Source organism: Cellulomonas sp. KRMCY2 (genome assembly GCF_000526515.1).
GTDB lineage: Bacteria > Actinomycetota > Actinomycetes > Actinomycetales > Cellulomonadaceae > Actinotalea.
On the sequence record NZ_JAGF01000001.1, the window covers coordinates 4,261,701 to 4,286,381 of the forward strand.

Consider the following 24,681-nt stretch of genomic DNA (forward strand, 5'->3'; position numbering starts at 1 on the left):
GGCTCAGACGCCCGCGTCGTCGAGGCCGACCGCGCCGGACGTCACGTCGTCGGCCCCGTCGAGGGCGAATGTGTGCTTGATCGCGCACGCCAGCCTGACCTGCTCGCCGAGCGACGTCGTCGCACCGCCGAGCAGGTTCTGGACGAAGACAGCCATCGTCCCCAGGCCCGGCACCTCGACCTGGTACTGGGTGCTCACGCCGGTGAAGGAGACGTCGGTCACCCGCCCCGGTCCGATGACGTTGGCGTCCGCCGGTGGCTCCTCGCCGTCCCGCAGGATGCGCAGCTTCTCGGAGCGGACGCCGAGCAGGACGTCGCCGCTGGTCGTCACGGCCCGCACGGTGGGCACCTGCAGGCGCTGGCCCAGGACGTCGACGCCCAGGATCGACGAGCCGTGCTCGACGACGGTGCCGCGCAGCAGGTTCGACTGACCCAGGAAGTTGGCGACGAAGGCGGTGCGGGGCAGCTCGTACAGGTCCGCCGGTGAGCCCATCTGCTCGATCCGACCGGCGTTCATCACCGCGACGGTGTCGGCCATCGTCATGGCCTCCTCCTGGTCGTGCGTGACGTGCACGAAGGTCAGCCCGACCTCGGTCTGGATCCGCTTGAGCTCGACCTGCATCTGGCGCCGCAGCTTGAGGTCGAGCGCGCCGAGCGGCTCGTCGAGCAGCAGCACGGCGGGGTTGTTGACGATCGCGCGGGCCAGCGCGACCCGCTGCTGCTGGCCGCCGGAGAGCTGGGCCGGTCGGCGCTCGGACAGGTGCCGGAGCTCGACCAGGTCGAGGGCGACCCCTGCCTTGCCGAGCGGGTCCGACGCGCGCTTGCGACGCAGGCCGAAGGCGACGTTCTCCAGGACGCTCAGGTGCGGGAACAGCGCGTAGGACTGGAAGACGGTGTTGACCGGCCGCTGGTGAGCCCTGGTCGACGTGACGTCCTGCCCGCCGATCAGGATGCGACCGCTGGTCGGCTGCTCCAGACCCGCGACCATGCGCAGGGTGGTCGTCTTGCCGCAGCCGGACGGTCCCAGCAGGGCGAAGAAGGACCCCGACGGGATGGTCAGGGTCAGGTCGTCGACCGCCGTGAACGCGCCGAACTCCTTGCTGACCCGCTCGAGGGTCAGGTCCGCACCAGAGCTCGTTGCCGCCCGCGGGCCGGACCCTGGCTCAGCGACCGCCACACCCGACGTCGGTCCCATCAGTTCCCGATCACCGCCTGGAACTCCTCGTTGTACCTGGTCTCCTCGTCCGCGGTCAGTGCGCGGAACACGTGCGCCCGGGACAGCGTCGCGTCGTCCGGGAAGATCAGCTGGTTCTCGACGAGGGACGGGTCGAACTCCGCCATGGCCTCACGGGCGCCCTCGACCGGGCAGATGTAGTTGACGTAGGCCGCGACCTCGGCGGCCACCACGGGGTCGTAGTAGTAGTTCATGAGCGCCTCGGCGTTGGCCTTGTGCGGGCTGCCGATCGGGATCATGAGGTTGTCGCTCCACAGCGTGCCGCCTGCCTCGGGCAGGGCGAACTCCCAGTTCTCGCCGTTCTCGAAGTTGAGCACAGTGATGTCACCCGACCAGCCGATGACCGCGAGCGCGTCACCCGAGACCAGGTCCTCGGCATAGGAGTTGCCCTTGACCTGACGGATCTGCCCGGAGCCGATCTGCTGGTCGAGCACCTCCAGTGCGGCGAAGAACTCGTCGTCACCCCACTCGCCTGCGACGTCGACGCCCTGGTCGAGCATGATCAGGCCGACCGTGTCGCGCATCTCGGAGAGGACCTCGATCCGCCCGGCGAGCTCGGGTGCCCACAGGTCGGAGATCGTGTGCACGCCGTTCGGCACGGCGGCCTTGCTCCAGGCGACGCCACCGAACCCCGACTGCCAGGTCAGTGAGTGCGCGCGGCCGGGATCGAAGGAGACGTCCTGCAGGCTCGCGAGCAGGTTCTTCGCGTTGGGGATCTTCGTCTTGTCCAGCTCCTGGGTGTAGCCCAGCCGGATCATCCGCCCGGCCATCCAGTCGGTCAGGGTCACGATGTCCTGGCCGATGTCCTGACCGTTGGCCAGCTGGCCCTGGATCTTGCCGAAGTAGGCGTCGTTGTCGTCGATGTCCTCGGCGTAGGTGGCCTCGATCCCGGTCTCCTCGCTGAACCGCTCGAGGGTCGGGTAGGACTCGCCGTCGTAGTCCAGGTAGAGCGTCCAGTTGGCCCAGCTGACGACCTTGTCGCTCGCCGACCGGTCCTCGGCCGGACCACCGGAGGCCGACGGCCCGCTCGTGCCACCCGTACCGCAGGCGGCGAGCAGGGCACCGGCACCCGCGAGGCCGGCGCCACCGGCGAGCACCGAGCGGCGGGAGACCGCGGCGCTCTGCGCCCGGACCAGGGCGCGGACGATCGGGTCGGTGGGAAGGGGGCGGTGCGTCACCGTTGGCTCCTGTCGTCGGGGGATCCGTGCGTCCGCGGGTCAGTGGGCAACCGTTCGCCGATCACCGGATGGTCGCAGGCGCACGCGCACTTCACAAGCGATTCCATCGTCTACGGGCACATGTGCAACGAAAATGTCACCCGACGGCAACATGAGCGACGTATCCCTCCGTCCAGCCGTCCCCGAGCTCACGCTCCGAAGGCACTCATCACGTGCTTGATCCTGGTGTAGTCCTCGAACCCGTACATGGACAGGTCCTTGCCGTAGCCCGAGTGCTTGAACCCGCCGTGCGGCATCTCGGCGACGAACGGGATGTGGGTGTTGATCCAGACGACCCCGAAGTCGAGCGACCGTGACATGCGCAGCGCCGTGCCGTGGTCCGCCGTCCACACCGAGCTCGCCAGGCCGTACCGGACCCCGTTCGCCAGCGCCAGCGCCTCGGTCTCGTCCCGGAACGTCTGCACGGTGATCACCGGACCGAAGATCTCCTGCTGGATCGCCTCGTCGTCCTGACGCAGGCCGTCGACGACCGTGGCCTGGTGGAAGTACCCGACGTCGCCCTGGCGACGACCACCGGCCACGATCGTCGCGTGGTCGGGCAGCCGGTCCAGGAAGCCCATCACCCGGTCGAGCTGGCCTGCGTTGTTCACCGGGCCGAAGGCGACGTCCTGGTCCGGCCGACCCGTCCGGGTCGAGCGGGCGTGCTGGCCCAGCGCCGCCACGAAGTCGTCGTGCACCGACTCGTGCACCAGGACCCTGGTCGCCGCGGTGCAGTCCTGGCCCGCGTTGTAGAAGCCCGCACCGGCGATGCCCTCGGCGGCCGCGTCGAGGTCCGCGTCGGCGAAGACCACGACCGGTGCCTTGCCGCCGAGCTCGAGGTGCACCCGCTTGACGTCGCGGGCGGCCGAGCCGGCGACCTCCATCCCGGCCCGGACCGAGCCGGTGATCGACACCATCGACGGGATCGGGTGCTCGACGAGCGCTCGACCGGTGTCCCGGTCGCCGCACACCACGTTCAGCACGCCGGGCGGCAGGAACTCGTTGACGACCTCCGCGAGCAGGAGCGTGCTCGCCGGGGTCGTGTCGGACGGCTTGAGCACAACCGTGTTGCCGGCGGCGAGCGCCGGTGCGATCTTCCAGACCGCCATCATCAACGGGTAGTTCCACGGTGTGACCTGCCCGATCACACCGATCGGCTCGCGCCGCACCCAGGAGGTGTGCCCCGCGAGGTACTCCCCCGCGCTGACGCCCTCGAGGATCCGCGCGGCACCGGCGAAGAAGCGGAGCTCGTCGACGCACGGCGGCACCTCGTCGGCAGCGGTGAGGGCGAGCGGCTTGCCGGTGTTGCGCGACTCGACCCGGACGAAGTCCGCAGCGCGGGCCTCGATCGCGTCCGCGATGCGCAGCAGGGCCCGCTGGCGCTCGGCCGGCGTCGTGTCGCGCCAGGTCTCGAACGCCGCTGCCGCGGTGCGCAGCGCGGCGTCGACGTCGGCTGCTCCGGAGACCGGGGCGGTGGCGTAGCGTTCGCCGGTCGTCGGGTCGATGACGTCGCTCGTGCGGCCCTCGACCGTCGGCGTCGACTCTCCGCCGACGATGTTGCGGAGCTCGACAGGACCTTCGGTGGGATCGGACACGGCAGCCTCCTGGTTGATCGGTGGCTCGGCCACCACGACGTGGACCCTGGGACGACGGTAGCGCAGCCCTGCTCGAATCGCACCGATATCCGCCGCTCAAAGGACGCCGATCGCCGGATTCGGCGCTTCCTGGGCCCCAGATCCACGGATTCGCTTGCACAGCGGGTGTCCGACGGGAGACCATCGCAGCATGGCAGCTCCCGGCAAGCCCACTCCGATGACCCTCGATGCGACGTCCAAGGCCATCATCGAGCAGCTCCAGGCCGACGGCCGGCGACCGTATGCGGCGATCGGCAAGGCCGTCGGGCTGTCCGAGGCAGCCGTTCGTCAGCGCGTCCAGCGGCTGGTCGAGTCGGGTGTCGTGCAGATCGTCGCGGTCACCGACCCGCTCCAGGTGGGCTTCACCCGGCAGGCGATGATCGGGATCAAGGCCGAAGGGGACCTGGAGAAGCTCGCCGACGCCCTGGCCGCGCTGTCCGAGGTCGACTACGTCGTGATCACCGCCGGCGCGTTCGACGTGCTGGTCGAGGTGGTGTGCGAGGACGACGAGCACCTGCTCGAGGTCCTGAACCAGCAGATCCGCACGCTCCCGGGGGTCCGGACCACCGAGACCTTCGTCTATCTCAAGCTCCGCAAGCAGCTCTACGACTGGGGAACCCGATGACCGAGGCATCTGGGCCACATGGCCCGTCCGCCGTCGTGACCACGACGACTCCCGCCGGGACCGACCGCGCGCAGGCGGCCCGCCGCCACCTGTGGGGCCACTTCACGCGGCAGTCCACCTGGGAGAACGGCCCGGTGCCGGTGATCGTGCGCGGCGAGGGACACCACGTGTGGGACGCCGACGGCCGCCGGTACATCGACGGGCTGTCCGGCCTCTTCGTGGTCCAGGTCGGCCACGGGCGCGAGGAGCTCGCCGAGGCCGCCCGCCGTCAGGCCTCCGAGCTGGCCTTCTTCCCGCTCTGGTCGTACGCGCACCCGCAGGCCATCGACCTGGCCGAGCGCCTCGCCTCCCACGCGCCCGGTGACCTCAACCGGGTCTTCTTCACCACCGGCGGCGGCGAGGCCGTCGAGACGGCCTGGAAGCTCGCCAAGCAGTACTGGAAGCTGCAGGGCAAGCCGACGAAGTACAAGGTCATCTCGCGGGCCGTCGCCTATCACGGCACGTCCCAGGGCGCCCTGTCGATCACCGGGATCCCGCCGATGAAGGCGCCGTTCGAGCCCCTGGTCCCCGGCGCTCACAAGGTGCCGAACACGAACATCTACCGTGGCCCCGAGGAGCTGCGCAACGACCCCAAGGCCTTCGGACGGTGGGCTGCGGACCGGATCGAGGAGGCCATCCTCTTCGAGGGTGCCGAGACCGTCGCCGCGGTGTTCCTCGAACCCGTGCAGAACTCCGGCGGCTGCTTCCCGCCGCCGCCCGGGTACTTCGAGCGGGTCCGGCAGATCTGCGACGAGCACGACGTCCTGCTCGTCTCCGACGAGGTGATCTGCGCCTTCGGCCGGATCGGCGACATGTTCGCGTGCAACGACTACGGGTACGTCCCCGACATGATCACCTGCGCGAAGGGGATGACCTCCGGGTACTCCCCGATCGGCGCCCTGATCGCCTCGGACCGGATCTTCGAGCCGTTCCGCCACGGCACGACGACCTTCTACCACGGCTACACGTTCGGCGGGCACCCGGTCTCGGCGGCCGTCGCGATGGCGAACCTCGACATCTTCGAGCGTGAGGGCCTCAACGCCCGGGTGCGCACGAACGCACCGGTCTTCCGGAAGACCCTCGAGAAGCTGCTCGACCTGCCGATCGTCGGCGACGTCCGGGGCGACGGCTACTTCTACGGGATCGAGCTCGTCAAGGACGCCGCCACCCGCGAGACGTTCGACGACGACGAGAGCGAGCGGCTGCTGCGCGGCTTCCTGTCCCATGCCCTGCTCGACGCGGGCCTGTACTGCCGGGCCGACGACCGGGGCGACCCGGTCATCCAGCTCGCCCCGCCGCTGACCTGCGGCCCGGCCGAGTTCGACGAGATCGAGCAGATCCTGCGCGGGGTCCTGACCGAGGCGTGGGCCCAGCTCTGAGACCCGTCCCGGCGGACCCCGACCGCGTGCCGTACCGCGACCTGTCGCTGTGGCTCGACCAGGCCGCGGGCGGCACGGACGGTCTCGGCGAGCCCGATGACCTGAGCCCGCGACCAGCGCTAGACGGGTCGACGGACGCAGACGTCGTCATCGTCGGCGGTGGCCTGACCGGGCTGTGGGCGGCCTACTACCTGACCGAGGCGGATCCGGACCTCGACGTCCTGGTCCTCGAGCAGGAGATCGCCGGCTTCGGTGCCAGCGGACGCAACGGCGGCTGGTGCTCGGCCCTGTTCCCGCTGAGCGCGGAGGCCCTGGCGCGGCGGCACAGCGCACCGGCCGCGCTGGCGATGCGGGCGGCGATGCGGGACACCGTCGTGGAGGTCGGCGGGGTCGCGGCAGCCGAGGGCATCGACTGCGGTTTCGCCTACGGCGGGACGATCGCCGTGGCCCGCACCGGCCCCCAGGTGACCAGGGCCCGGGCCGAGGCAGCGGCGTCGGGCCGCTGGGGTGACGAGGTCGAGCTCCTGGACGTCGCTGCGGCCCGGCAGCGGCTCGCCGCGACCGGGGTGCGGGGCGCGACGTTCACCGGGGACTGCGCCCGGATCCAGCCGGCGCGCCTGGTGCGAGGTCTCGCGCGGGTCGTTGCGGGCCGCGGCGTCCGGGTGGTCGAGGGCACGGCCGCGACGAGCCTCGAGCCGGGTCGGGTACGGACCCGGCGGGTCGACGACGGCCGCCCGGCGACCGTGCGCGCACGGCACGTGATCCGGGCGACGGAGGCGTGGACGGCGACGTTGCCCGGCACCGCACGCGCCGTCGCGCCGGTCTACTCCCTGATGATCGCGACCGCCCCGCTGCCGGCAGCGGTGTGGGATGCGATCGGGCTGCAGCGTGGTGAGACGTTCACCGACCACCGTCACCTGATCGTCTACGGGCAGCGGACGACCGACGACCGGTTGGCCTTCGGCGGTCGCGGCGCGCCGTACCACTGGGCCTCGACCGTCCGCCCGGAGCACGATCGCGAGCCGCGGGTCTTCGCGGCGCTCGAACGAACCCTGCACGAGCTGTTCCCGGTGCTGCGCGACGTGCCCGTGACGCACCGTTGGGGCGGACCGCTCGGCGTCGCGCGCGACTGGCACGCTGCGGTCGGGCTCGACCCCAGCACCGGGCTCGGCTGGGCCGGCGGCTACGTGGGCGACGGGGTGTCGACCACCAACCTGGCCGGTCGCACCCTCGCCGACCTCGTCACGGGTCAGGACTCGGCCCTCACCCGCCTGCCGTGGGTCGGGCACCGCTCACCGGGCTGGGAGCCGGAGCCGCTGCGGTGGCTGGGCGTCAACGCCGGGCTGCGAGCCATGTCGCTCGCGGACGTCGAGGAGTCCGTCACCGGTCGGCAGAGCGCGGTCGCGCGCCTGATGGGGCCGCTGATCGGGCACTAGCCGCCACCGGGACCCGCTCGGCTGCCGGCGACGGTCAGCGAGGTGCGAGCAGCTCGGCGGCACGCCGTCGAGCCCAGGTCTCCGCTGCGAGCACGTCCTCGAGGGTGAGATCGCGACCTGGCCGCTCCGCCGGCGTCTCCCCCAGGCGCTCGGAGCCCTCAGGGTGCTCGGAGTGCTCGGTGAGCACGCGCTCGACCGTGTCGACGATGTCGAGGAAGCCGATCCGCCCCTCGAGGAATGCCGCAACGCACACCTCGTTGGCGGCGTTGTAGACCGCCGGGTGGGTCGCCGACGCCGCGACCGCCTCCCGCGCGAGTCGCACGGCACCGAAGACCACCTCGTCGAGCGGCTCGAAGGTCCAGGCCGTCGCGGCCGTCCAGTCGCAGGGCTCAGCAACGGGGTCGAGCCGGTCCGGCCAGGACAGCCCCAGCGCGATCGGCAGGCGCATGTCCGGCGGCGAGGCCTGGGCGATCGTCGAGCCGTCGACGAACTCCACCATCGAGTGCACGACCGACTGCGGGTGCACCACGACGGTGATGTCCCGGACCGGGACGTCGAACAGCAGGTGCGCCTCGATGAGCTCGAGGCCCTTGTTCATCAGCGTCGCCGAGTTGATCGTCACGACCGGCCCCATCGACCAGGTCGGGTGCGCCAGCGCGCGCTCCGCGGAGACGTGCTCGAGGTCGTCGCGCGTGCGTCCCCGGAAGGGTCCGCCCGACGCGGTGAGGATCAGCCGGCGCACCTCGCCCCGACGTCCGCCGCGCAGGCACTGCGCGATCGCGGAGTGCTCGGAGTCCACCGGGACGATCTGGTCCGGCCGGCGCCGGGCGGCCTTGACCAGCGCGCCGCCGACGACGAGCGACTCCTTGTTCGCCAGCGCGAGGGTGCTCCCGGCCTCGAGCGCCGCGAGGGTCGGCCCGAGGCCGACCGAACCGGTGATGCCGTTGAGCACGACGTCCGCGCCGCGACCGGCAAGCGTGGCCGCGGCCCCAGGGCCGGTGAGCAGCTCGATGCCGATCGACGGGATCCCCCGTTCGGCCGTCACCCGGGTGACCTGTTCGAGCACCGCGGGCCCCGCCGCGGCGTCGGCCACCGCCACCGTCCCGACGCCGAGCAGAACCGCCTGCTCGGCGATCAGCCGCGGGTTCGCCCCGCCGGCGCTGATCCCGACGACCTCGAATCGCTCGGGGTGGCGGCGTACGACGTCGATCGCCTGGGTCCCGATGGAACCGGTCGACCCGAGCAGGGCCACGGTTCGCCGGGGGCCGCGGGAGCTCGTCGGGTCGGTCGGCCGGCTCGTCGGCGAGCTCGTTGACTGGGTCACCGGGCCATTGTCACCGACCTGGGCCCTCGTCACCGACCTGGGACCTCCCGGGTTGTGCCGACGCCGTCGCGCGGGGCGATCGAGATCGCTCGACCCGAGGTGGTGCGGATCGACCACAGGTTCCTCGGCGAGGACGGGGACAACGCACCGCGCTCGGTGGGATGATCTCGGCCATGGTCAAGGACTCGTTGCTCGCCGCTGGCGAGAAGGTCGTCTTCAGCGCCCACTCGCACTGGAAGAACCTCGTCGTTCCGGTGCTCGTCACGGCTGCCGCTGCGGCCGCCGCGACCTACGCGCTGCTCGAGCTCTTCCCGAGCGTCCAGGACGACGCCTGGCAGCGGTGGGCCGTGCTCGCCGTGGCCGCCGTGCTCGTCCTGGCCTTCGGGTTCTGGCCGTTCCTCGGCTGGCTGACCTCGACCGACGTCCTGACCACGCGGCGGCTGATCAGCCGCCGCGGCATCCTCTCCCGCGAGGGCAAGGACATCCCGATCGACCGGGTGCACTCGGTGAGCTACCGACGCTCGCTGCTCGACCGGATGCTCGGCTGCGGCACGCTCGTCGTGGAGACGGCCGGGAACGACAGCGACATCGAGCTCTACGACGTCGCCCACCTCGAGCGGCGGCTGATGCAGGTCCAGGAGATCATCCTCGACGAGCAGATCCCGGCCGAGGGATCGGACGACAGCACCGGGGTCTGAGGACCGTACCGGCCCGCCCGGCGTGCCAGACTCGCGCCATGTCACCCCGCTCCGCAGGTTCGGCGCTCGGCGCTGCGACGCGGCTGCTCGTCCTCGGTGCCGTGATGATCTTCCAGCCGGTGCACGGCTACTTCCTCCGGCGTGAGCTCACGTCCTGGCAGGTCGGCGACTGGGCCAGCATCCACCCGGGCAGCATCTACAACGCGCTGAGATCGCTCTCCGAGCGCGGTCTGCTGGAGGAGGCCGCCACCGAGGCCCGGGGGGCCCGGCCGGCCCGGACAACCTTCCGGCTCACGGATGCCGGTCAGGCGGAGTTCCTCGAGCTGCTCCGGGCAGCGCTGCGCGGGGTCGACGACCCGACCGCGTTCATGGTGGCCGTCAACTTCGGCTACGCACTGCCGCGGGCCGAGGTCCTCGACGCGGTCGGCGTCCACCTCCGCGGGCTCGAGGCGGAGATCGCCCGGACCCGGCTCACGATCGAGGAGATGCTCGCCTCGCCCGAGAAGCCTGACACCGCGACCGAGGTGATGCGCATCCTCGCGGCCCGCCTCGGTGGTGAGGCGGCCTGGGCGCGGGACTACCTGGACCGGATCCGGGGCGGCGCCTACTCGTTCGTGGGTGAGGAGCCGGACTGGTACCCGACCGAGGCGCAGATCACCGAAGCCATCGCAGCGGGCGCCCACCTCGATCCCCGGGGCACGCAGCAGCACGCCTGAGCTCCGACCGTCGGCCCACCGCTCCCATGTCCGCCGCGTTCGGCGTTCCACGTTCGCGTAATAGTCAATCTTGACGAGTAATAGTCCATCGTGAATGATGGCTCCGTGCGGACCCGCTCCGCGCTTCGAGCAACGGTGCCACCCGGCGCCGGACCACGACGAGGAGCTGCGCATGATCCACGCCCGCGGGCTGGCCCGCACCTACAGGAACCGCCGGGGGGACGTCGACGCCGTGCGCGGAGTCGACCTGGACGTCGATGCCGGCGAGATCGTCGGCTTCCTCGGCCCCAACGGCGCCGGGAAGACCACGACCCTGCGCATGCTCACGACCCTGCTCCGGCCGACCCGGGGCGAGGCCACCGTCGCGGGCGTCGACCTCCGGCGGGACCCGAGCGGCGTCCGACGCCGGATCGGCTACGTGGCACAGTCCGGATCGACCTCCGGTGCGGCCCGAGCCGGCGAGGAGGTCATCGACCACGCCCTGCTGTACGGCGTCCGGCGCGGTCCGGCCGAGGCCCGGGCCCGCGAGCTGTTCACGCAGCTCGAGCTCGACGGTCTGTGGGACCGCACGTGCTCGTCCCTCTCCGGTGGCCAGCGTCGGCGCCTCGACATCGCGCTCGGCCTGGTGCACGTCCCCGCCCTGGTCTTCCTCGACGAGCCGACGACCGGTCTCGACCCGCAGGCCCGGGCCAACCTCTGGACCCACGTGCGCGCGCTGCGTGACGACCGCGGCAGCACCGTGTTCCTGACCACCCACTACCTGGACGAGGCCGACGCACTGTGCGACCGGATCCTGGTGATCGATCACGGCTCGATCGTCGCGCAGGGTACGCCGGAGGCGCTCAAGCAGCAGGTGAGCGGTGACGCCGTCGTGCTGACGGCATCCCACCCGGGCGAGGTCGGCCGGATCGTGATCATCGCCGGCGCGCTGCCCGGTGCCACCGAGCCGGTCGTCGACCGGCTCATGGTCGAGGTGCGGGTCCCGCAGGGCAGCACCCTGCTGCCCGGCCTGCTCCGCTCCCTCGACGCCGAGGGGGTCGCCCTCGCCGGGGTCGAGCTGCGGCGGCCGACCCTCGACGACGTCTTCCTCACCCTGACCGGCCGCTCGTTGCGTGACGGCGAGAGCGGCACCGCGACGCCGGGACCCGACGGTCCCACCAGCATGGACGGAGCAGCAGCATGACCGCCATCACCAACACCGGCCTCGCGGCGGGTCGGCGCGGGACGACGCGTCCGCGCAGCACAGTCGTCCACGACACGCTCGTCGTCTTCCGCCGGGCGATGCGCATCTCGTTGCGTAACCCGGTGTGGAGCGTCATGGGCCTGCTCCAGCCGATCCTGTACCTGAGCCTGTTCGGCCCGCTGCTCGAGCCGCTGGCACCGGCGCTCGGCGCGGCGAACGCGTACCAGCTCTTCGTCCCCGGCCTGCTCGTGCAGCTCGGCATGTTCGGTGCCCTGTTCGTCGGCTTCGGCCTGATCGCCGAGTGGCGCGACGGCGTCATCGAGGCGGAGCGGGTCACGCCTGCGCCCCGCTCGGCCCTCGTCCTGGGCCGCGTGCTGCGCGATGTGCTCGTGATCGTCGTCCAGGGCATCGTGCTCGTCGCGGTGGCGTACCTGTTCGGCCTCGACGCACCGTTCGGCGGGATCGTCCTCGGGGTGGCCTCCGCGGCACTCCTGGGAGCAGCGTTCGCCTCGATCTCCTACGCCATCGCCCTGACCCTCAAGAGCGAGGACGCGCTGGCGCCCCTGCTCAACGGGATCGCCCTGCCGCTGCTGCTGCTCTCCGGGATCCTGCTGCCGATCACCGCCGCATCGGCGCCGGTCTGGCTGGACCGGGTCTCGGACGCGAACCCGATCAAGCACATCGTCAGCGGCATCCGTGCGGAGTTCGCCGGCGACGTGACGAGCGGCACAGCGGTGCTCGGCTACGTCCTGACGGTCGCGCTCCTCGGCCTCGGGCTGTGGTTCGGCACCAGCAGGTTCCGGCGCGAGGACGGCTGAGGCTCCCGGGCGTCACTCCACGCCGAGCAGCACCTCGATCGCCCGGTCGCAGAAGGCGTCGACCGGAGCCTCCCGGTAGGCCTCGTGGCCCTTCGCCCGACCGAAGGTCGCATGACGCACCTCGTCGGAGGTCAGGGTCTGGCCGTGGTCGAAGTAGTCCACGAGCCGCTGGCACAGGTCGTCGACGTCGTCCGGGTGGTAGCCGTGCTCGCCCCGGTGGGCCCGGGCGAACCGCTCGCCGTCGGGACGGGTCAGCCGGCCGTACAGCGTCCGGGCCTGGGCGGCCAGGTGCTCCATCCAGGCCTGCTGGCCACGGGTCGCGACGTAGGCCTGACGCTCGCGCAGGACGAAGGCACGCTCGAGCCGATCGAGCGCGGCGTCCACCGCGCCCGCCGCGTAGCCGCCCCGGACGAGGTCGAACGCGGCATGCCGGACGTCGCGACCGGTCAGCGGCTCGGTGCTCTGCCCCTCGTACACCCGGCGCGCCTGCGTGAAGAACTCGTCGACCTGAGCGGGGTCGTAGCCGGTTCGCAGGCGTCCGGCGCTACGGAACATTCGGGTCATGGGCCTTCCTCTGCAGCAAGCTGACCGCAGGCACCGTCGATGTCGCTGCCTCGGGTGTCGCGGACCGTCGTGGGGATCCCGTACGACCTCAGCCGGCTGACGAACTCGGCCTCGACCGATCGTTCGCTGGCCGTCCAGATCGAGCCGGGCGTCGGGTTGAGCGGGATCGGGTTGACGTGCACCCAGCCACGGCCGCGGTCGGTCAGCTTCTGACCGAGCAGGTCGGCGCGCCAGGCGTGGTCGTTCATGTCCTTGATCAGGGCGTACTCGATGCTGACCCGGCGCCCGGTGGCCTCGAAGTACCGATACGCGGCGTCGAGGGCCTCGTCGACGGTCCAGCGGGTGTTGATCGGGACGAGCTCGGTCCGCAGGGCGTCGTCCGGCGCGTGCAGCGAGAGCGCGAGCGTCACCGGGATGCCCTCGTTCGCGAGCTTGTCGATCGCCGGGACGAGGCCGACGGTCGAGACCGTCACGTTGCGGGCCGACATCCCGAAGCCCTCCGGCGCCGGTGCGATGAACCGGCGGACGGCCTCGATCACGGCGCGGTAGTTGGCCAGGGGCTCGCCCATCCCCATGAACACGAGGTTCGAGAGCCGGCCGGGGCCACCGGCGACCTCGCCGCGTGCGAGGGCCTGTGCGGCCAGGCGCACCTGCTCGAGGATCTCCGCGGTGGACATGTTGCGGGTGAGTCCGAGCTGCCCGGTCGCACAGAACGGGCAGGCCATCCCGCAGCCGACCTGGCTCGAGACGCACAGCGTCGCCCGACCCGGATAGCGCATGAGCACCGACTCGACCTTGACCCCGTCGTAGAGCCGCCACAGCGTCTTGACAGTCGTGCCCGCGTCGGCCGTCAACGTCCGCACGGGGGTGAGCAGCGGCGGGAAGAGCGCCTCGACGAGGGCCGTGCGCCCCTCCTGCGGCAGATCGGTCATCTCGGCCGGGTCGCTGGTCAGGTGCGTGAAGTAGTGCGTCGCGAGCTGCTTGCCACGGAAGGGCTTCTCGCCCAGCTCGGTCAGCGCGGCGGTTCGCTCGGCAGCGCCGAGGTCGGCGAAGTGCCGCGGCGGCTTGCCGCGTCGGGGGGCCGACATGGTCAGCGCGAGGGGCGCTCGACCTTCGGCGGCGGGGGTGACCTCAACCATGGCACCGGCAGTCTGTCACGTTCATCCCGCGGCCCCGGGCAGTGCCACGACCAGCAGGAGGTAGACCAGCGGGGCCGTCAGCAGCAGCGAGTCCAACCGGTCGAGCACACCACCGTGACCGGGCAGCAGCGTGCCCATGTCCTTGAGCGCCAGGTCCCGCTTGAGCAGGGACTCGGCAAGGTCGCCGAGCGTCGAGGTGAGGACGGACGCGACGCCCAGACCGATCCCGACGAGGGACGAGGTGCCGAACGCCCAGGACATCCCGACCGCCCCGACGGTGCCCGCCAGGGCGAGCGAGCCGACGAGGCCCTCCCACGACTTCTTCGGGCTCACCGACGGTGCGAGCGGGTGCCGCCCCGTCAGGACGCCTGCCACATAGCCGCCGGTGTCGCTCGCCACGGCGAGCAGGACGAACAGGGCCACCCGCCGATCGCCGTCCGGCGCGGCGAGCATGAGCATGACGAAGCCGGCCATGAACGGGATGTAGGCCGTGGCGAACGTCGCAGCGGCCGCGTCCCGCAGGGCGGCCGGCCCGCTGCCGTCCAGCACCCGCCAGACGACGACACCGCCGGCCGTGAGCATGAAGGCGACGAGCAGGGCCTCTGGGCCGGAGGTGTAGGAGGAGACCAGGATCCCCACGGTCCCCACCAGCAGCGGCAGCAGGGGGACCTGGATCCCGCGCCGGGTGAAGGCCTGCGCGAGCTCCCACAGGCCGGCGCCGCAGGCGAGCACCGCGAACGCGATGAAGCCCTCCTTGCGGAAGTAGAGCGAGGCGCCGACGGCCGCGAGGAGCCCCAGGCCCACACCGATCGCGATGGGCAGGTCACGGCCCGCGCGCGGGGTCGCCGACGAGCCGCGTGACGCGGTCTCCACCTCGGCCGAGTCTCCCATTCAGACCTCGAGCAGCTCGCTCTCCTTGTGGGCCAGCACCTGGTCGACCAGCTCGACGTGCCGCTTGGTCAGTGCCTCGAGCTCCTTCTCCGCCCTGGCGACCTCGTCCTCGCCGGCCTCGCCGTCCTTGGCGATCCGGTCGAGCTCGTCCTTGGCCCGGCGTCGGATGTTGCGCAGCGACACGCGCGCGTCCTCGGCCTTGTGCCGGGCGAGCCTGACGTAGTCCCGACGCCGCTCCTCGGTGAGCTGCGGCAGGACGATCCGGATGATCTTGCCGTCGTTGCTCGGGTTCACGCCGAGGTCCGAGTCGCGCAGGGCGCGCTCGATGTTGCTCAGGGAGCTTGCGTCGAACGGCGTGACGAGCAGGGTGCGCGCCTCAGGTGTCGTGAAGGACGCGAGCTGCTGCAGCGGTGTCGGCGAGCCGTAGTAGTCGACGACCACCTTCGAGAACATGGCCGCATTGGCCCGTCCGGTCCGGATCGTGGAGAAGTCCTCCTTGGCGACCTCGATCGCCTTGTCCATCTTCTCCTCGGCCCCGAGGAGGGTGTCGTCGATCACCGGTGCTCCTTCGTTCTCGTCGTGTCCCGCTGCGCGCTCGTGGGTGCGCTCGTCGTGCTCGTCGTCCGCCGGTGGGCGCTCAGCCCGCGGTGAGCAACGTCCCGATCTTCTCACCCTGCAGGGCTCGCGTGACGTTGCCCGGTTCGCCCATCCCGAAGACGCGCATCCGCACGTCGTTGTCACGGCACAGGCTCAGGGCTGTCGCGTCCATCACCTCGAGGCCGCTGACCAGGGCCTCGGTGTAGGTCAGTGCCTCGTACTTGACGGCATCGGGGCTGGTCCGCGGGTCGGCGGTGTAGACACCGTCGACGCCGTTCTTGCCCATCAGGACCTCCTGGCAGTGCGTCTCGAGAGCACGCTGCACAGAGACCGTGTCGGTGGAGAAGTAGGGCATGCCTGCGCCGGCGCCGAAGATCACCACGCGGCCCTTCTCCAGGTGTCGGATGGCGCGGAGCGGGATGTACGGCTCGGCGACCTGTCCCATCGTGATCGCGGTCTGCACGCGGGTGCTCACGCCTGCCTGCTCGAGGAAGTCCTGCAGTGCCAGGCAGTTGAGGACGGTGCCGAGCATCCCCATGTAGTCGGCCCGAGCGCGGTCGAGCCCGCTCTGGGACAGCTCGGCGCCACGGAAGAAGTTGCCGCCGCCGACGACGATCGCGACCTGGACCCCCGAGCGGACGGCCTCGGCGATCTCCACCGCCACCCGCCGGACGACGTCGGGCGCCAGGCCGATGCCACCGCCACCGAAGGTCTCGCCGGAGAGCTTGAGCAGGACACGGCGTGCCGGCTCACCGCTGCGCCGCTCGGTCTGGCGGTCGGTCTTGCGGTCGGTCCGTCCGTCGCTGTGGCAGTCGTGCCGGCCGTCGGTCCGTCCGTCGCTGTGGCAGTCGTGCCGGCCGTCGGTGTGGTCGTCGTGGTCCTTCGTTGCGGTCACGTCCTGCACCACAGCTCCTCCACCCTCGCGTCCGGGACCGGGTCCCCCTGCAGGCGCCCGGGTCAAGCCTGGCACGTGCGCGACGGCGGCCCGTCGACCGGCCTCGGGCCGGGCACTGGGCCGCCGTCGCGACGTCGGTTCGTGTGCTCAGGCTCCCACGCGGAACCGCGCGAAGCCCGTCACGGTGCCGCTGACCTCGGCGAGGACCTGGCTGACCGACTTCTTCTGGTCCTTGGCGAACGCCTGCTCGACGAGCACGGTCTCCTTGAAGAAGCCGTTGAGCCGTCCTTCGACGATCTTCGCCATCGCGGCCTCCGGCTTGCCCTCGTTGCGCGAGGTCTCCTCGGCGATCCGGCGCTCCGACTCGACCGTCTCGGCCGGGACGTCGTCGCGGGTCAGGTAGATCGGGGAGTACGCGGCCGTGTGCATCGCGATGTCCTTGGCCACCTCGGCACCCGCTGCGTCGGTCCCGATCAGCACCCCGACCTGCGGCGGCAGGTCCTTGTTGACCTTGTGCAGGTAGACGGTGACCTTCGGCGCAGTGATCCGGGCGACCCGGCGCAGGACCAGCTTCTCGCCGAGGGTCGCAGCCGTCTCGTCGATCATCTGGGCGACTGTCCGACCGTCGACCTCGGAGGCAAGGATCGCCGCGACGTCGTCGGTGCCGGCCGCGACAGCGCTGGCCAGCACCTTGTCCGCGAGCGCGATGAAGTTGGGGCTCTTGGCGACGAAGTCGGTCTCCGAGTTGAGCTCGACGAGCACACCGGTCTGGCCGGCCGCGACGTCGGCGATGTTCGCGGCGACCAGGCCGTCGGACGTCGCACGACCCTCACGCTTGCTCACGCCCTTGAGGCCCTTGACGCGGATGATCTCCAGCGCCTTCTCGGCGTCGCCGTCGGCCTCGTCGAGGGCCTTCTTGACGTCGAGCATTCCCGCGCCCGTGCGCTCACGCAGGGCCTTGATGTCAGCGGCGGTGTAGTTCGCCATCGTGTGTCCTTACGTCTGTTCCGTGGGTCGGTCGTCAGCCGGTGGCCGACGACCGACCCTTCAGGATCTGGGTCAGTTCGACGTCTCGTCGGCGGCGGGCTCGTCGGCGACGGGGGCCTCGACGACCTCAGCCACCTCGACAACAGGAGCCTCGACAACCTCAGCCACCTCGACAACAGGAGCCTCGACAACCTCAGCCACCTCGACAACAGGAGCCTCGACAACCTCAGCCACCGGTGCCTCGACGGCCACCGCGGCGGCCGGCGCTGCAGCGACCGGCTCGGCCTCTGGGACGACGACGTCGGCGACCGCGGCGTCAGCGACGGCCGGGGCCTCGGCTCCGGCGAGGAGCTCGCGCTCCCACTCGGCGAGCGGCTCGGACGCGGCGGCGTCGGTGCCCTCGGGCGCCGCCGTGCGGCCGGCGTGACGGGCGATGAGGCCCTCCGCGACGGCGTCGGCGATCACGCGCGTCAGCAGGGCGACAGCGCGGATCGCGTCGTCGTTGCCCGGGATCTGGTAGTCGACCATGTCCGGGTCGCAGTTGGTGTCGAGGATCGCGACGACCGGGATGCCCAGCTTGCGGGCCTCGTCGACGGCGAGGTGCTCCTTGTTGGTGTCGACGATCCAGACCGCGGACGGCACCTTGGCCATGTCGCGGATGCCGCCGAGGGTCTTGGCGAGCTTGTCCCGCTCGCGACGCATGATGAGCAGCTCCTTCTTCGTGAAGGCACTGCCGGCGACGTCGTCGAAGTCGATCTCCTCGAGCTCCTTGAGCCGCTGGAGACGCTTGTTGACCGTCTGGAAGTTCGTGAGCATGCCGCCGAGCCACCGCTGGTTGACGTACGGCATCCCGACCCGCACGGCCTGATCGGCGACGGGCTCCTGGGCCTGCTTCTTGGTCCCGACGAAGAGGATCGTGCCACCGTGCGCGACGGTCTCCTTGACGAACTCGTACGCGCGGTCGATGTACCCCAGCGACTGCTGAAGGTCGACGATGTAGATGCCGTTGCGCTCGGTGAAGATGAAGCGCTTCATCTTCGGGTTCCAACGGCGGGTCTGGTGCCCGAAGTGGACACCACTCTCGAGCAGCTGGCGCATGGTCACGACGGCCATGGCACGTCCTTCCGGCGCGGTCCGTGGGACCGCGCATCTGCAGGCGGGCCACGTCTGAGGTGGACCCGCTGTCCGGTTGTCGGCGTCGGTCGGGTGACCGGTCGCCCCTGGCGTCGTGCGGTGCCGACACCCGACCGTGCGAGAGGCACGGTCAGGACCGTCGTCGGCACGCGCTCCCACCCCCGGACTGCTCCGGGACCGGCGGGAAGTCGGCGCGCGATGTCACCCGGCGGACCGGGTGCACCGACGATCGTACCGGACCCGCACGCGTCGCCCGCACGGCGCGACCGTCGGTCCTCCACAGCACCCGTCGGGGGGCGTGCCATCCACCGCCCGGACGGGACCGTCGCCCGTGGCCCGCGCGGTCGGATCAGGCTCAGCTCATGTCAGCCCGCCACGCCCTGGTCGCCGCAGGCCTCGCCGCCGCCCTGTTCGCCCTGACGGCCACACCGTCGCCGACCGCTCGCCCCGACCCCACGGCGGTCGCCGCGAGAGGTCCGGCCGAACTGCCGACGACCGCGGCCGACGGGTCGTACGGCCTTCCCGTCGGCGAGGGGGTGGTCCTGAGGTTGTACGCCGCGCCGTCGACGGTGTGGGGCCGCGGTCATCGTGGCGTGGACCTGTCGGCCGGTCCGGGAGACCTGGTCCGCGCCCCTGCGGCCGGTGTGGTGGCCTTCGCCGGCACCGTCGTCGATCGCGACGTGCTGACGATCAACCACCCGGACGGACTCCGCTCGAGCCTCGAGCCGGTCGTGCCGTCGGTGGACGTCGGCCAGCCGGTCGGCGCGGGTGACACGGTCGGCAGCGTCCAGGACGTCGTCACGCACTGCCGGCCCGACGCCTGCCTGCACTGGGGAGTCCGCCGGGGCGAGGTCTACCTCGACCCGCTGGACCTGCTCGCCGGCGCCGGACCGGTCGTCCTGCTCCCCGTGTCGGCACCGTGAACGCCGGCACAGTGAACGCCGGCACCGTCACCGCCGGCACCGTGAACGCCGGCACCGTGACCTGCCGTCATACCAGGATGCGTTCCTGGGGCCTCAGCCCCGCTCACTCTCCTGGAGGCTCGCCCGCAGGCGGAGCATCGCGGCGGTGTGCATCTGCGAGATCCGGGACTCGGTGACGCCGAGCACTCGGCCGATCTCGGCAAGGGTCATGCCCTCGTAGTAGTACAGGACGAGCACGATCTTCTCGCGCTCCCCGAGACGCTCGATCGCCCGGGCCAGGAGGATCTTGGTCTCCTGGGCCTCGACGTTCCCCGCGGGGTCGACGGCGCCTGGGTCCTCGAGGGTGTCGAGCAAGGACAGCGAGTCCCCGCGCTCGGACCCTGCACCCAGCAGCTCGTCGAGCGCCGCGACGTTGACCGTCGAGAGCTGGGTGAAGACCGCGCGCAGCTCACCGACACCGATCTCGAGGCGATCGGCGACCTCGCTCTCCGATGGCGCCCTGCGCAGCTCGCCCTCGAGGTCGGCGAACGCGCGGTCGACCGCCCGGGCCTTGGTCCGCACCGAGCGCGGGATCCAGTCGATCGCCCGCAGCTCGTCGATGATCGCGCCCCGGATCCTCGAGCTCGCGTAGGTCTCGAACTTCACGGCGCGATCGGTCTCGTACTTCTCGATCGCGTCGATCAGCCCGAACATGCCGTAGGACACAAGGTCCGCCTGCTCCACGCTGCTGGGCAGCCCGGCTCCGACGCGTCCCGCGACCATCGTCACCAGGGGGGCGTAGTGCAGGATCAGCCGTTCGCGCGCGGCGCGATCCCCCGACTCCTTGAAGACGGCCCAAATGGACACGACGTCGACGGCGTCGGCCATGGCGCCTTCGCTGTACGGCCGCGGCACGACCCTGCCCGACGAGTGGGCAGGCGTCGCGACCGGGGTCTTGGCCCGGACCTGGGTTGCCATGGCTTCTCTCTCAGGCTCGGGGATGGGCTTGGAGGTACGACTGGCGGAGCCGGTCGGCACTCACGTGGGTGTATCGCTGAGTCGTCGCAAGCGTCGCATGCCCGAGGACCTCCTGAACGCTACGAAGGTCCGACCCGCCCTGAAGGAGGTGGGTCGCGGCCGTGTGACGCAGTCCGTGCGGCGCGATGTCCTCGACGCCGGCTCGGCGGGCCGCACGGTGGACGAGCGTCCTGACCTGCCGCTGGTCGATCCGCTGACCGCGGGTCCCGAGCAGGAGGGCGGGACCGGAGGTCGCCGTGGCGAGCCGTGGGCGGCCGACCTCGAGCCACCGGGTGACGGCCCTGGCAGCGGGAACCCCGAACGGGACCACCCTCTCCTTGGCCCCCTTGCCCATGACCCGCAGGAGACGTGACGCATGGTCCACGTCGCCGACATCGGCACCGACGAGCTCTCCGACTCGCACCCCGGTCGCGTACAGCAGCTCGACGGCCGCCCAGTCGCGCAGGGCAAGGGGGTCGTCGTCCGATGCCGTCTCGCGTGCGGCGTCGAGCATCGCGGCCGCCGACGGGACGCCGAGGGCAACAGGGAGCGTGGCGCCGGGCTGCGCCGTGATGAGCCGTACCGCGGGATCGGCAGCGATCGCACCCTCGCGGGCCGCCCAGGCGTAGAAGGCGCGGACAGCGGCACCACGGCGGGCGATCGTGGCACGGGCCAGTCCGCCGCTGATCATCGAGGCGAGCCAGCCGCGCAGCAGCGGGAGCTCGACCTGGTCCCAGGTCAGGCCTCGCCGTCGTGCGAAGCCGAGCACGTGCCGGACGTCGCCGCAGTAGGCGCGCACGGTATGGCTCGACATGCCCCGCTCGGCCTCCAGATGCACCTCGAACGCCGCCACGACCTCCTCATCGGTCATGGCAGCGGTAGTGCCCGGCTTCGGGTGCATGTGTCTACCGTGTCGTGCCTTTCGCGCGGTAACAAGACGGGGCGTGCAGACTTCACCCGCTCCGGGGCGGATGACTTTGTTCGGTTGCCTGAGTCATCCCGTTCTGTCCGGATTGCATACCGCCCTTGATCACCCGTCTGCTCCAACGGCCGGCCTCCTGAACGGCGAGGCCGGCGAGCTCGAGCGAGCCCAGGGCGGCGCGAACCTCCCCGATGGCGAGGCCCGCAGCGCGGGCGACGGACTCGGCTGCGGCCCCGCGGCGCAGGGGTAGGGCGTCGAGGGTTCGACGGGCCTCGGGGCCGAGATCTTCTCCGACCGCCGGTGGCGCGTCTCGTCGAGGAGCCAGGTCCGTACCGACACCGCCGACGAGGTCGAGGACCTCGGCCGTGTCGGTGACACAGACGGCCGCGCCGTCACGCAGGAGCCGGTGGCAGCCGGCGGAGGCCGCGGAGGTCACCGGACCGGGCACGGCACCGACCGGCCGGAGCAGGGCCGCCGCGTGACCCGCGGTGTTGAGTGCTCCGGACCGCCAGGCGGCCTCCACGACGACCGTCCCTCTGGCGGACGCTGCGATCAGCCGGTTGCGCTGCAGGAAGCGGGACCGGCTCGGTACACAGCCCGGCGGGACCTCGCTGACCAACGCACCCCCCGCGTCGCAGATCGCCGCGAGGAGTCGGGAGTTGCCGGCCGGGTACGGCCGGTCCACGCCGCCCGCCAGGAAGGCGACAGTCGTCCCGGTGGTCGCCAGCGCCGCCCGGTGGGCCACGGCGTCGATCCCGTAGGCGCCTCCGGAGACCACCGACCAGTCGGCCGTCGCCATCCCCGCAGCGAGCTCCGCCGCGACGTGCTCCCCGTAGGACGTGCAGGCACGCGCACCGATGATCGCGACCGAGCGGTCGAGCTGCCGGTCGAGATCGGGCACGCCGCGCACCCACAGGCACGGCGGAGCCGCGGCACCGAGGTCGTCGAGACCAGCGGGCCAGCCCGGACCCTCGGGCACGACGACGACCCCGCCGAGCCGTGCCAGGGCGTCGAGCTCGCGGCGGGGATCGAGCGTTGAGAGGCGCGGCAGCCAACGGCTCGCGGCGCTGCCGAGCCGGCGCGCCACGTCAGGGCCGAGTCCCGGGAGACCGGTCCGCGGACCAGCAGCCGGGCCCGACCCGTTCGCCTCGATGGCCGGCGCCACAGCACGCAGCCAGGCCAGCGCGTCACGGGGCCCGAGGGCCGCGACGACAGCACCTGCCACGAGGTCCCCCGGCTCTGCCAGTCGGCTCCAGGCGGCCCTGGCGAGCACGACAGCGGCGAGCTCGTCGTCGGAGATCATGAACCCACCTGACCACGGGTGCGCAGGAGCAGCGCCTGGCCGATCTCGGCCGAGCCCGGCCGGTCACGGCCGGCGAGGTCCGCGAGCGTCCAGGCGATCCGGAGCACCCGGTCGACACCGCGCAGGCTCAGGAGCCCCGTGTCGAGCGCACGCTCGAGATCCCGATCCGTCGCCGCGTCGCCGCTGTTGGCCCGCAACCAGGACCCGGGGACCTCGGCGTTCGTCACCCAGGGAGTTCCAGCCAGTCGGCGGCGTGCCACGGCGCGGGCCGCGGCGACCCGGGCGGCCACCACCGCCGAGGACTCAGGCGTCGCCGCGAGCGACCGATCCACCCGGCTGACCGGCAGCACCTCGAGCTGGACGTCGACCCGGTCCAGCAGCGGGCCCGACAGCCGGGAGAAGTACCGCCGACGCGCCATCGGGGTGCAGCTGCACTCGAGTCCCTTGCCGACCGACCGGCCGCACGGGCACGGGTTCGCCGCGAGCACGAGCTGGAACCGGGCCGGGTACCGCGCGATGCCGCCGGACCGATGGATGACGAGCTCACCGTGCTCGAGCGGCTGGCGCAGGGTCTGCAGCACCCGTGGCGAGAACTCCGGCGCCTCGTCCATGAAGAGCACCCCGCGGTGGGCACGCGACGCCGCCCCGGGCCGGGGCAGCCCCGACCCGCCACCGATCACCGCCGCGGGCGTCGCCGTGTGGTGCGGGTCCTCGAAGGGCGGCCGGCGCAGCAGACCGCCGGACGGCCGGAAGGTCCCCGCGACCGAGTGCACGGCCGTGACCTCGACCGCGGCGCGCTCGTCGAGATCGGGCAGCAGGCCGGGCAGCCGGGCGGCAAGCATCGTCTTCCCGGCGCCGGGCGGTCCGACCATGAGCAGGTGGTGGCCACCTGCCGCGGCGACCTCGAGCGCCCATCGGGCCGCGCCCTGCCCCAGCACGTCGGTGAGGTCGAGCGTCGAGGGGACGTCGCAGTGCGTCGGTCCCGGCAGCACGGGCTCGACCTCCGGCACCGGGCCGAGATCCGCGCCGTACCCTGCCGCGACCTCCGCGAGGCTGGCCGCGGCAACGACCCGGGCGCCGGGCACGAGCCTCGCCTCGGCTGCGTTGCCGACCGGGACGACCACCCGGTCGTACCCGGCGGCGACTGCCGCCGCCACAGCGGGAAGGATCCCTCGCACGGGGCGCAGCCGCCCGTCGAGCCCCAGCTCACCGAGGTGCACGGCACCGGCGACGCCGACCGGGTCGCACTCCCCCGCCCCGGCGAGCGTCGCCACCGCGATCGCCAGGTCGAAGCCCGCCCCGGCCTTGGGCAGGGACGCAGGTGACAGATTCACCGTGATCCGGCGCTGCGGCCACCGGATGCCCGAGGAGGTGACGGCAGCCCGCACGCGGTCACGTGCCTCGGCCAGGGACGCGTCCGGCAGCCCGACGAGGGTGAACCCGGGCACGGAGGCCGCGAGGTGCGACTCCACCTCGATCATGTGGCCGGTGAGCCCGACCAGCGAGACCGAGCGAGTCCGCCCGAGCCCCATCAGCAGACCCCGGCCAGGTGCTCGACCGTCGCCGCGCCGCGGCGAGAGGTCCGCACGGCGATCACGTCGATCCGCACGCTCGTGGGATGCAGGTCGTGCGCGTCGAGCCACTGACCGGTGAGCCGTCGCAGCCGCGCCATCTTCGCGGGCGTGACCGCCTCGGCCGGATGACCGAAGCCGTCCCCGCTGCGGGTCTTAACCTCGACGACCACGAGCTCGGTGCCCTGCAGCGCGACGATGTCCAGCTCACCGGCCGGCCCCCGCCAGTTGCGGTCGACCACCTGCCAGCCGCAACGGGTCAGGTACGACGCAGCGACGTTCTCCCCGTACCGCCCGACGGCGTCCTTGGCTCTCATGCGACCACCTCCGGTCACCACGGTGGCGCGTGCGCGTCCGTCGGTACCGACCGGGACTCACCGGGCTGTGGACGCACAGGTCGTCGACGGGGCCTGGGGCGGACCGGATCGACACCACACGGTCCACCGGGCCCACGGCG

At 71.9% G+C, this 24,681-nt stretch carries 24 protein-coding genes; 8 read left to right on the forward strand and 16 right to left on the reverse strand.

The window, feature by feature from the left end:
* Window positions 1–3 precede the first annotated feature (3 nt).
* From K415_RS0120035 to K415_RS0120045, 3 genes are all read right to left on the reverse strand, one after another.
* Complete coding sequence (locus K415_RS0120035) at window positions 4–1,194, reverse strand: ABC transporter ATP-binding protein (RefSeq protein ID WP_024288806.1); 1,191 nt, start codon at window positions 1,192–1,194, stop codon at window positions 4–6.
* Window positions 1,194–2,411, reverse strand: coding sequence for a PotD/PotF family extracellular solute-binding protein (locus K415_RS0120040; RefSeq protein WP_024288807.1), 1,218 nt, complete (start codon window positions 2,409–2,411; stop codon window positions 1,194–1,196). The genes K415_RS0120035 and K415_RS0120040 overlap by 1 nt, the downstream gene beginning before the upstream one ends.
* Before the next feature lie 188 nt (window positions 2,412–2,599).
* Window positions 2,600–4,078, reverse strand: a complete 1,479-nt coding sequence (locus K415_RS0120045; RefSeq protein WP_024288808.1) for an aminobutyraldehyde dehydrogenase — start codon at window positions 4,076–4,078, stop codon at window positions 2,600–2,602.
* A gap of 157 nt (window positions 4,079–4,235) precedes the next feature.
* Here K415_RS0120045 and K415_RS0120050 point away from each other — a divergent pair, with 157 nt between their 5' ends.
* Genes K415_RS0120050 through K415_RS0120060 form a run of 3 tightly spaced genes read left to right on the forward strand, consistent with a single transcriptional unit; the run spans window position 4,236 to window position 7,563 of the window.
* Window positions 4,236–4,709, forward strand: a complete 474-nt coding sequence (locus K415_RS0120050; protein ID WP_029664241.1) for an Lrp/AsnC family transcriptional regulator — start codon at window positions 4,236–4,238, stop codon at window positions 4,707–4,709.
* Window positions 4,710–4,744: 35 nt separating this feature from the next.
* Window positions 4,745–6,127 carry an aspartate aminotransferase family protein gene (locus K415_RS0120055; protein WP_034661463.1) on the forward strand — a complete coding sequence of 461 codons (1,383 nt, stop codon included), beginning with the start codon at window positions 4,745–4,747 and terminating at the stop codon, window positions 6,125–6,127.
* Window positions 6,128–6,153: 26 nt separating this feature from the next.
* Window positions 6,154–7,563: an FAD-binding oxidoreductase gene (locus tag K415_RS0120060; RefSeq protein WP_024288811.1), complete on the forward strand. Its 1,410-nt coding sequence runs from the start codon at window positions 6,154–6,156 to the stop codon at window positions 7,561–7,563.
* Window positions 7,564–7,597: 34 nt separating this feature from the next.
* On the opposite strand, the gene dxr is transcribed toward K415_RS0120060, so the two are convergent.
* Window positions 7,598–8,815, reverse strand: coding sequence for a 1-deoxy-D-xylulose-5-phosphate reductoisomerase (dxr, locus tag K415_RS0120065; RefSeq protein WP_029664243.1), 1,218 nt, complete (start codon window positions 8,813–8,815; stop codon window positions 7,598–7,600).
* A gap of 245 nt (window positions 8,816–9,060) precedes the next feature.
* Between dxr and K415_RS0120075 the strand changes: the two genes are divergently transcribed.
* From K415_RS0120075 to K415_RS0120090, 4 genes are all read left to right on the forward strand, one after another.
* Window positions 9,061–9,585 carry a PH domain-containing protein gene (locus tag K415_RS0120075; RefSeq protein ID WP_197024763.1) on the forward strand — a complete coding sequence of 175 codons (525 nt, stop codon included), beginning with the start codon at window positions 9,061–9,063 and terminating at the stop codon, window positions 9,583–9,585.
* 38 nt (window positions 9,586–9,623) lie between these two features.
* Complete coding sequence (locus tag K415_RS0120080) at window positions 9,624–10,301, forward strand: PadR family transcriptional regulator (protein WP_024288814.1); 678 nt, start codon at window positions 9,624–9,626, stop codon at window positions 10,299–10,301.
* Between the two features lie 172 nt (window positions 10,302–10,473).
* The gene (locus K415_RS0120085) at window positions 10,474–11,484 is read left to right on the forward strand and encodes an ATP-binding cassette domain-containing protein (RefSeq protein ID WP_024288815.1); all 1,011 of its coding nucleotides are present in this window, start codon (window positions 10,474–10,476) and stop codon (window positions 11,482–11,484) included.
* A complete protein-coding gene (locus K415_RS0120090; RefSeq protein ID WP_024288816.1) occupies window positions 11,481–12,302 on the forward strand; it encodes an ABC transporter permease in 822 nt (273 codons plus the stop codon). The genes K415_RS0120085 and K415_RS0120090 overlap by 4 nt, the downstream gene beginning before the upstream one ends.
* 12 nt (window positions 12,303–12,314) lie before the next feature.
* Here K415_RS0120090 and K415_RS0120095 read toward each other — a convergent pair whose 3' ends face one another.
* From K415_RS0120095 to rpsB, 7 genes are all read right to left on the reverse strand, one after another.
* Window positions 12,315–12,866, reverse strand: a complete 552-nt coding sequence (locus K415_RS0120095) for a DivIVA domain-containing protein (protein ID WP_024288817.1) — start codon at window positions 12,864–12,866, stop codon at window positions 12,315–12,317.
* The gene (gene rlmN, locus K415_RS0120100; protein WP_029664248.1) at window positions 12,863–14,005 is read right to left on the reverse strand and encodes a 23S rRNA (adenine(2503)-C(2))-methyltransferase RlmN; all 1,143 of its coding nucleotides are present in this window, start codon (window positions 14,003–14,005) and stop codon (window positions 12,863–12,865) included. Before rlmN ends, K415_RS0120095 begins: the two co-directional genes overlap by 4 nt.
* Before the next feature lie 21 nt (window positions 14,006–14,026).
* The gene (locus tag K415_RS0120105) at window positions 14,027–14,896 is read right to left on the reverse strand and encodes a phosphatidate cytidylyltransferase (protein ID WP_024288819.1); all 870 of its coding nucleotides are present in this window, start codon (window positions 14,894–14,896) and stop codon (window positions 14,027–14,029) included.
* Window positions 14,897–15,454, reverse strand: a complete 558-nt coding sequence (gene frr / locus K415_RS0120110; RefSeq protein WP_024288820.1) for a ribosome recycling factor — start codon at window positions 15,452–15,454, stop codon at window positions 14,897–14,899.
* Window positions 15,455–15,533: 79 nt separating this feature from the next.
* Window positions 15,534–16,226: a UMP kinase gene (gene pyrH, locus K415_RS0120115; protein ID WP_034663735.1), complete on the reverse strand. Its 693-nt coding sequence runs from the start codon at window positions 16,224–16,226 to the stop codon at window positions 15,534–15,536.
* Window positions 16,227–16,535: 309 nt separating this feature from the next.
* A complete protein-coding gene (gene tsf, locus K415_RS0120120) occupies window positions 16,536–17,375 on the reverse strand; it encodes a translation elongation factor Ts (RefSeq protein ID WP_024288822.1) in 840 nt (279 codons plus the stop codon).
* Window positions 17,376–17,447: 72 nt separating this feature from the next.
* Window positions 17,448–18,488 (reverse strand): 30S ribosomal protein S2, encoded by a 1,041-nt coding sequence (gene rpsB / locus K415_RS0120125; protein WP_024288823.1) that lies wholly within the window; start codon window positions 18,486–18,488, stop codon window positions 17,448–17,450.
* A 383-nt stretch (window positions 18,489–18,871) separates the two neighbouring features.
* On the opposite strand from rpsB, the gene K415_RS0120130 reads away from it, so the two are divergent.
* On the forward strand, window positions 18,872–19,432 hold the full coding sequence (locus tag K415_RS0120130; protein WP_024288824.1) for a murein hydrolase activator EnvC: 561 nt from the start codon (window positions 18,872–18,874) through the stop codon (window positions 19,430–19,432).
* A 93-nt stretch (window positions 19,433–19,525) separates the two neighbouring features.
* Here the strand turns inward: K415_RS0120130 and whiG are convergent, their stop codons facing one another.
* From whiG to K415_RS0120155, 5 genes are read right to left on the reverse strand one after another with little or no spacing between them, the layout of a single operon-like run.
* Window positions 19,526–20,389 carry an RNA polymerase sigma factor WhiG gene (gene whiG / locus K415_RS0120135; protein WP_024288825.1) on the reverse strand — a complete coding sequence of 288 codons (864 nt, stop codon included), beginning with the start codon at window positions 20,387–20,389 and terminating at the stop codon, window positions 19,526–19,528.
* 10 nt (window positions 20,390–20,399) lie between these two features.
* A complete protein-coding gene (locus tag K415_RS0120140; RefSeq protein WP_231494944.1) occupies window positions 20,400–21,329 on the reverse strand; it encodes a tyrosine recombinase XerC in 930 nt (309 codons plus the stop codon).
* A 52-nt stretch (window positions 21,330–21,381) separates the two neighbouring features.
* Window positions 21,382–22,653, reverse strand: a complete 1,272-nt coding sequence (gene dprA / locus K415_RS0120145; RefSeq protein ID WP_024288827.1) for a DNA-processing protein DprA — start codon at window positions 22,651–22,653, stop codon at window positions 21,382–21,384.
* Complete coding sequence (locus K415_RS0120150; RefSeq protein ID WP_024288828.1) at window positions 22,650–24,185, reverse strand: YifB family Mg chelatase-like AAA ATPase; 1,536 nt, start codon at window positions 24,183–24,185, stop codon at window positions 22,650–22,652. Before K415_RS0120150 ends, dprA begins: the two co-directional genes overlap by 4 nt.
* Complete coding sequence (locus K415_RS0120155; protein WP_024288829.1) at window positions 24,185–24,541, reverse strand: YraN family protein; 357 nt, start codon at window positions 24,539–24,541, stop codon at window positions 24,185–24,187. The genes K415_RS0120150 and K415_RS0120155 overlap by 1 nt, the downstream gene beginning before the upstream one ends.
* Window positions 24,542–24,681: the final 140 nt, after the last annotated feature.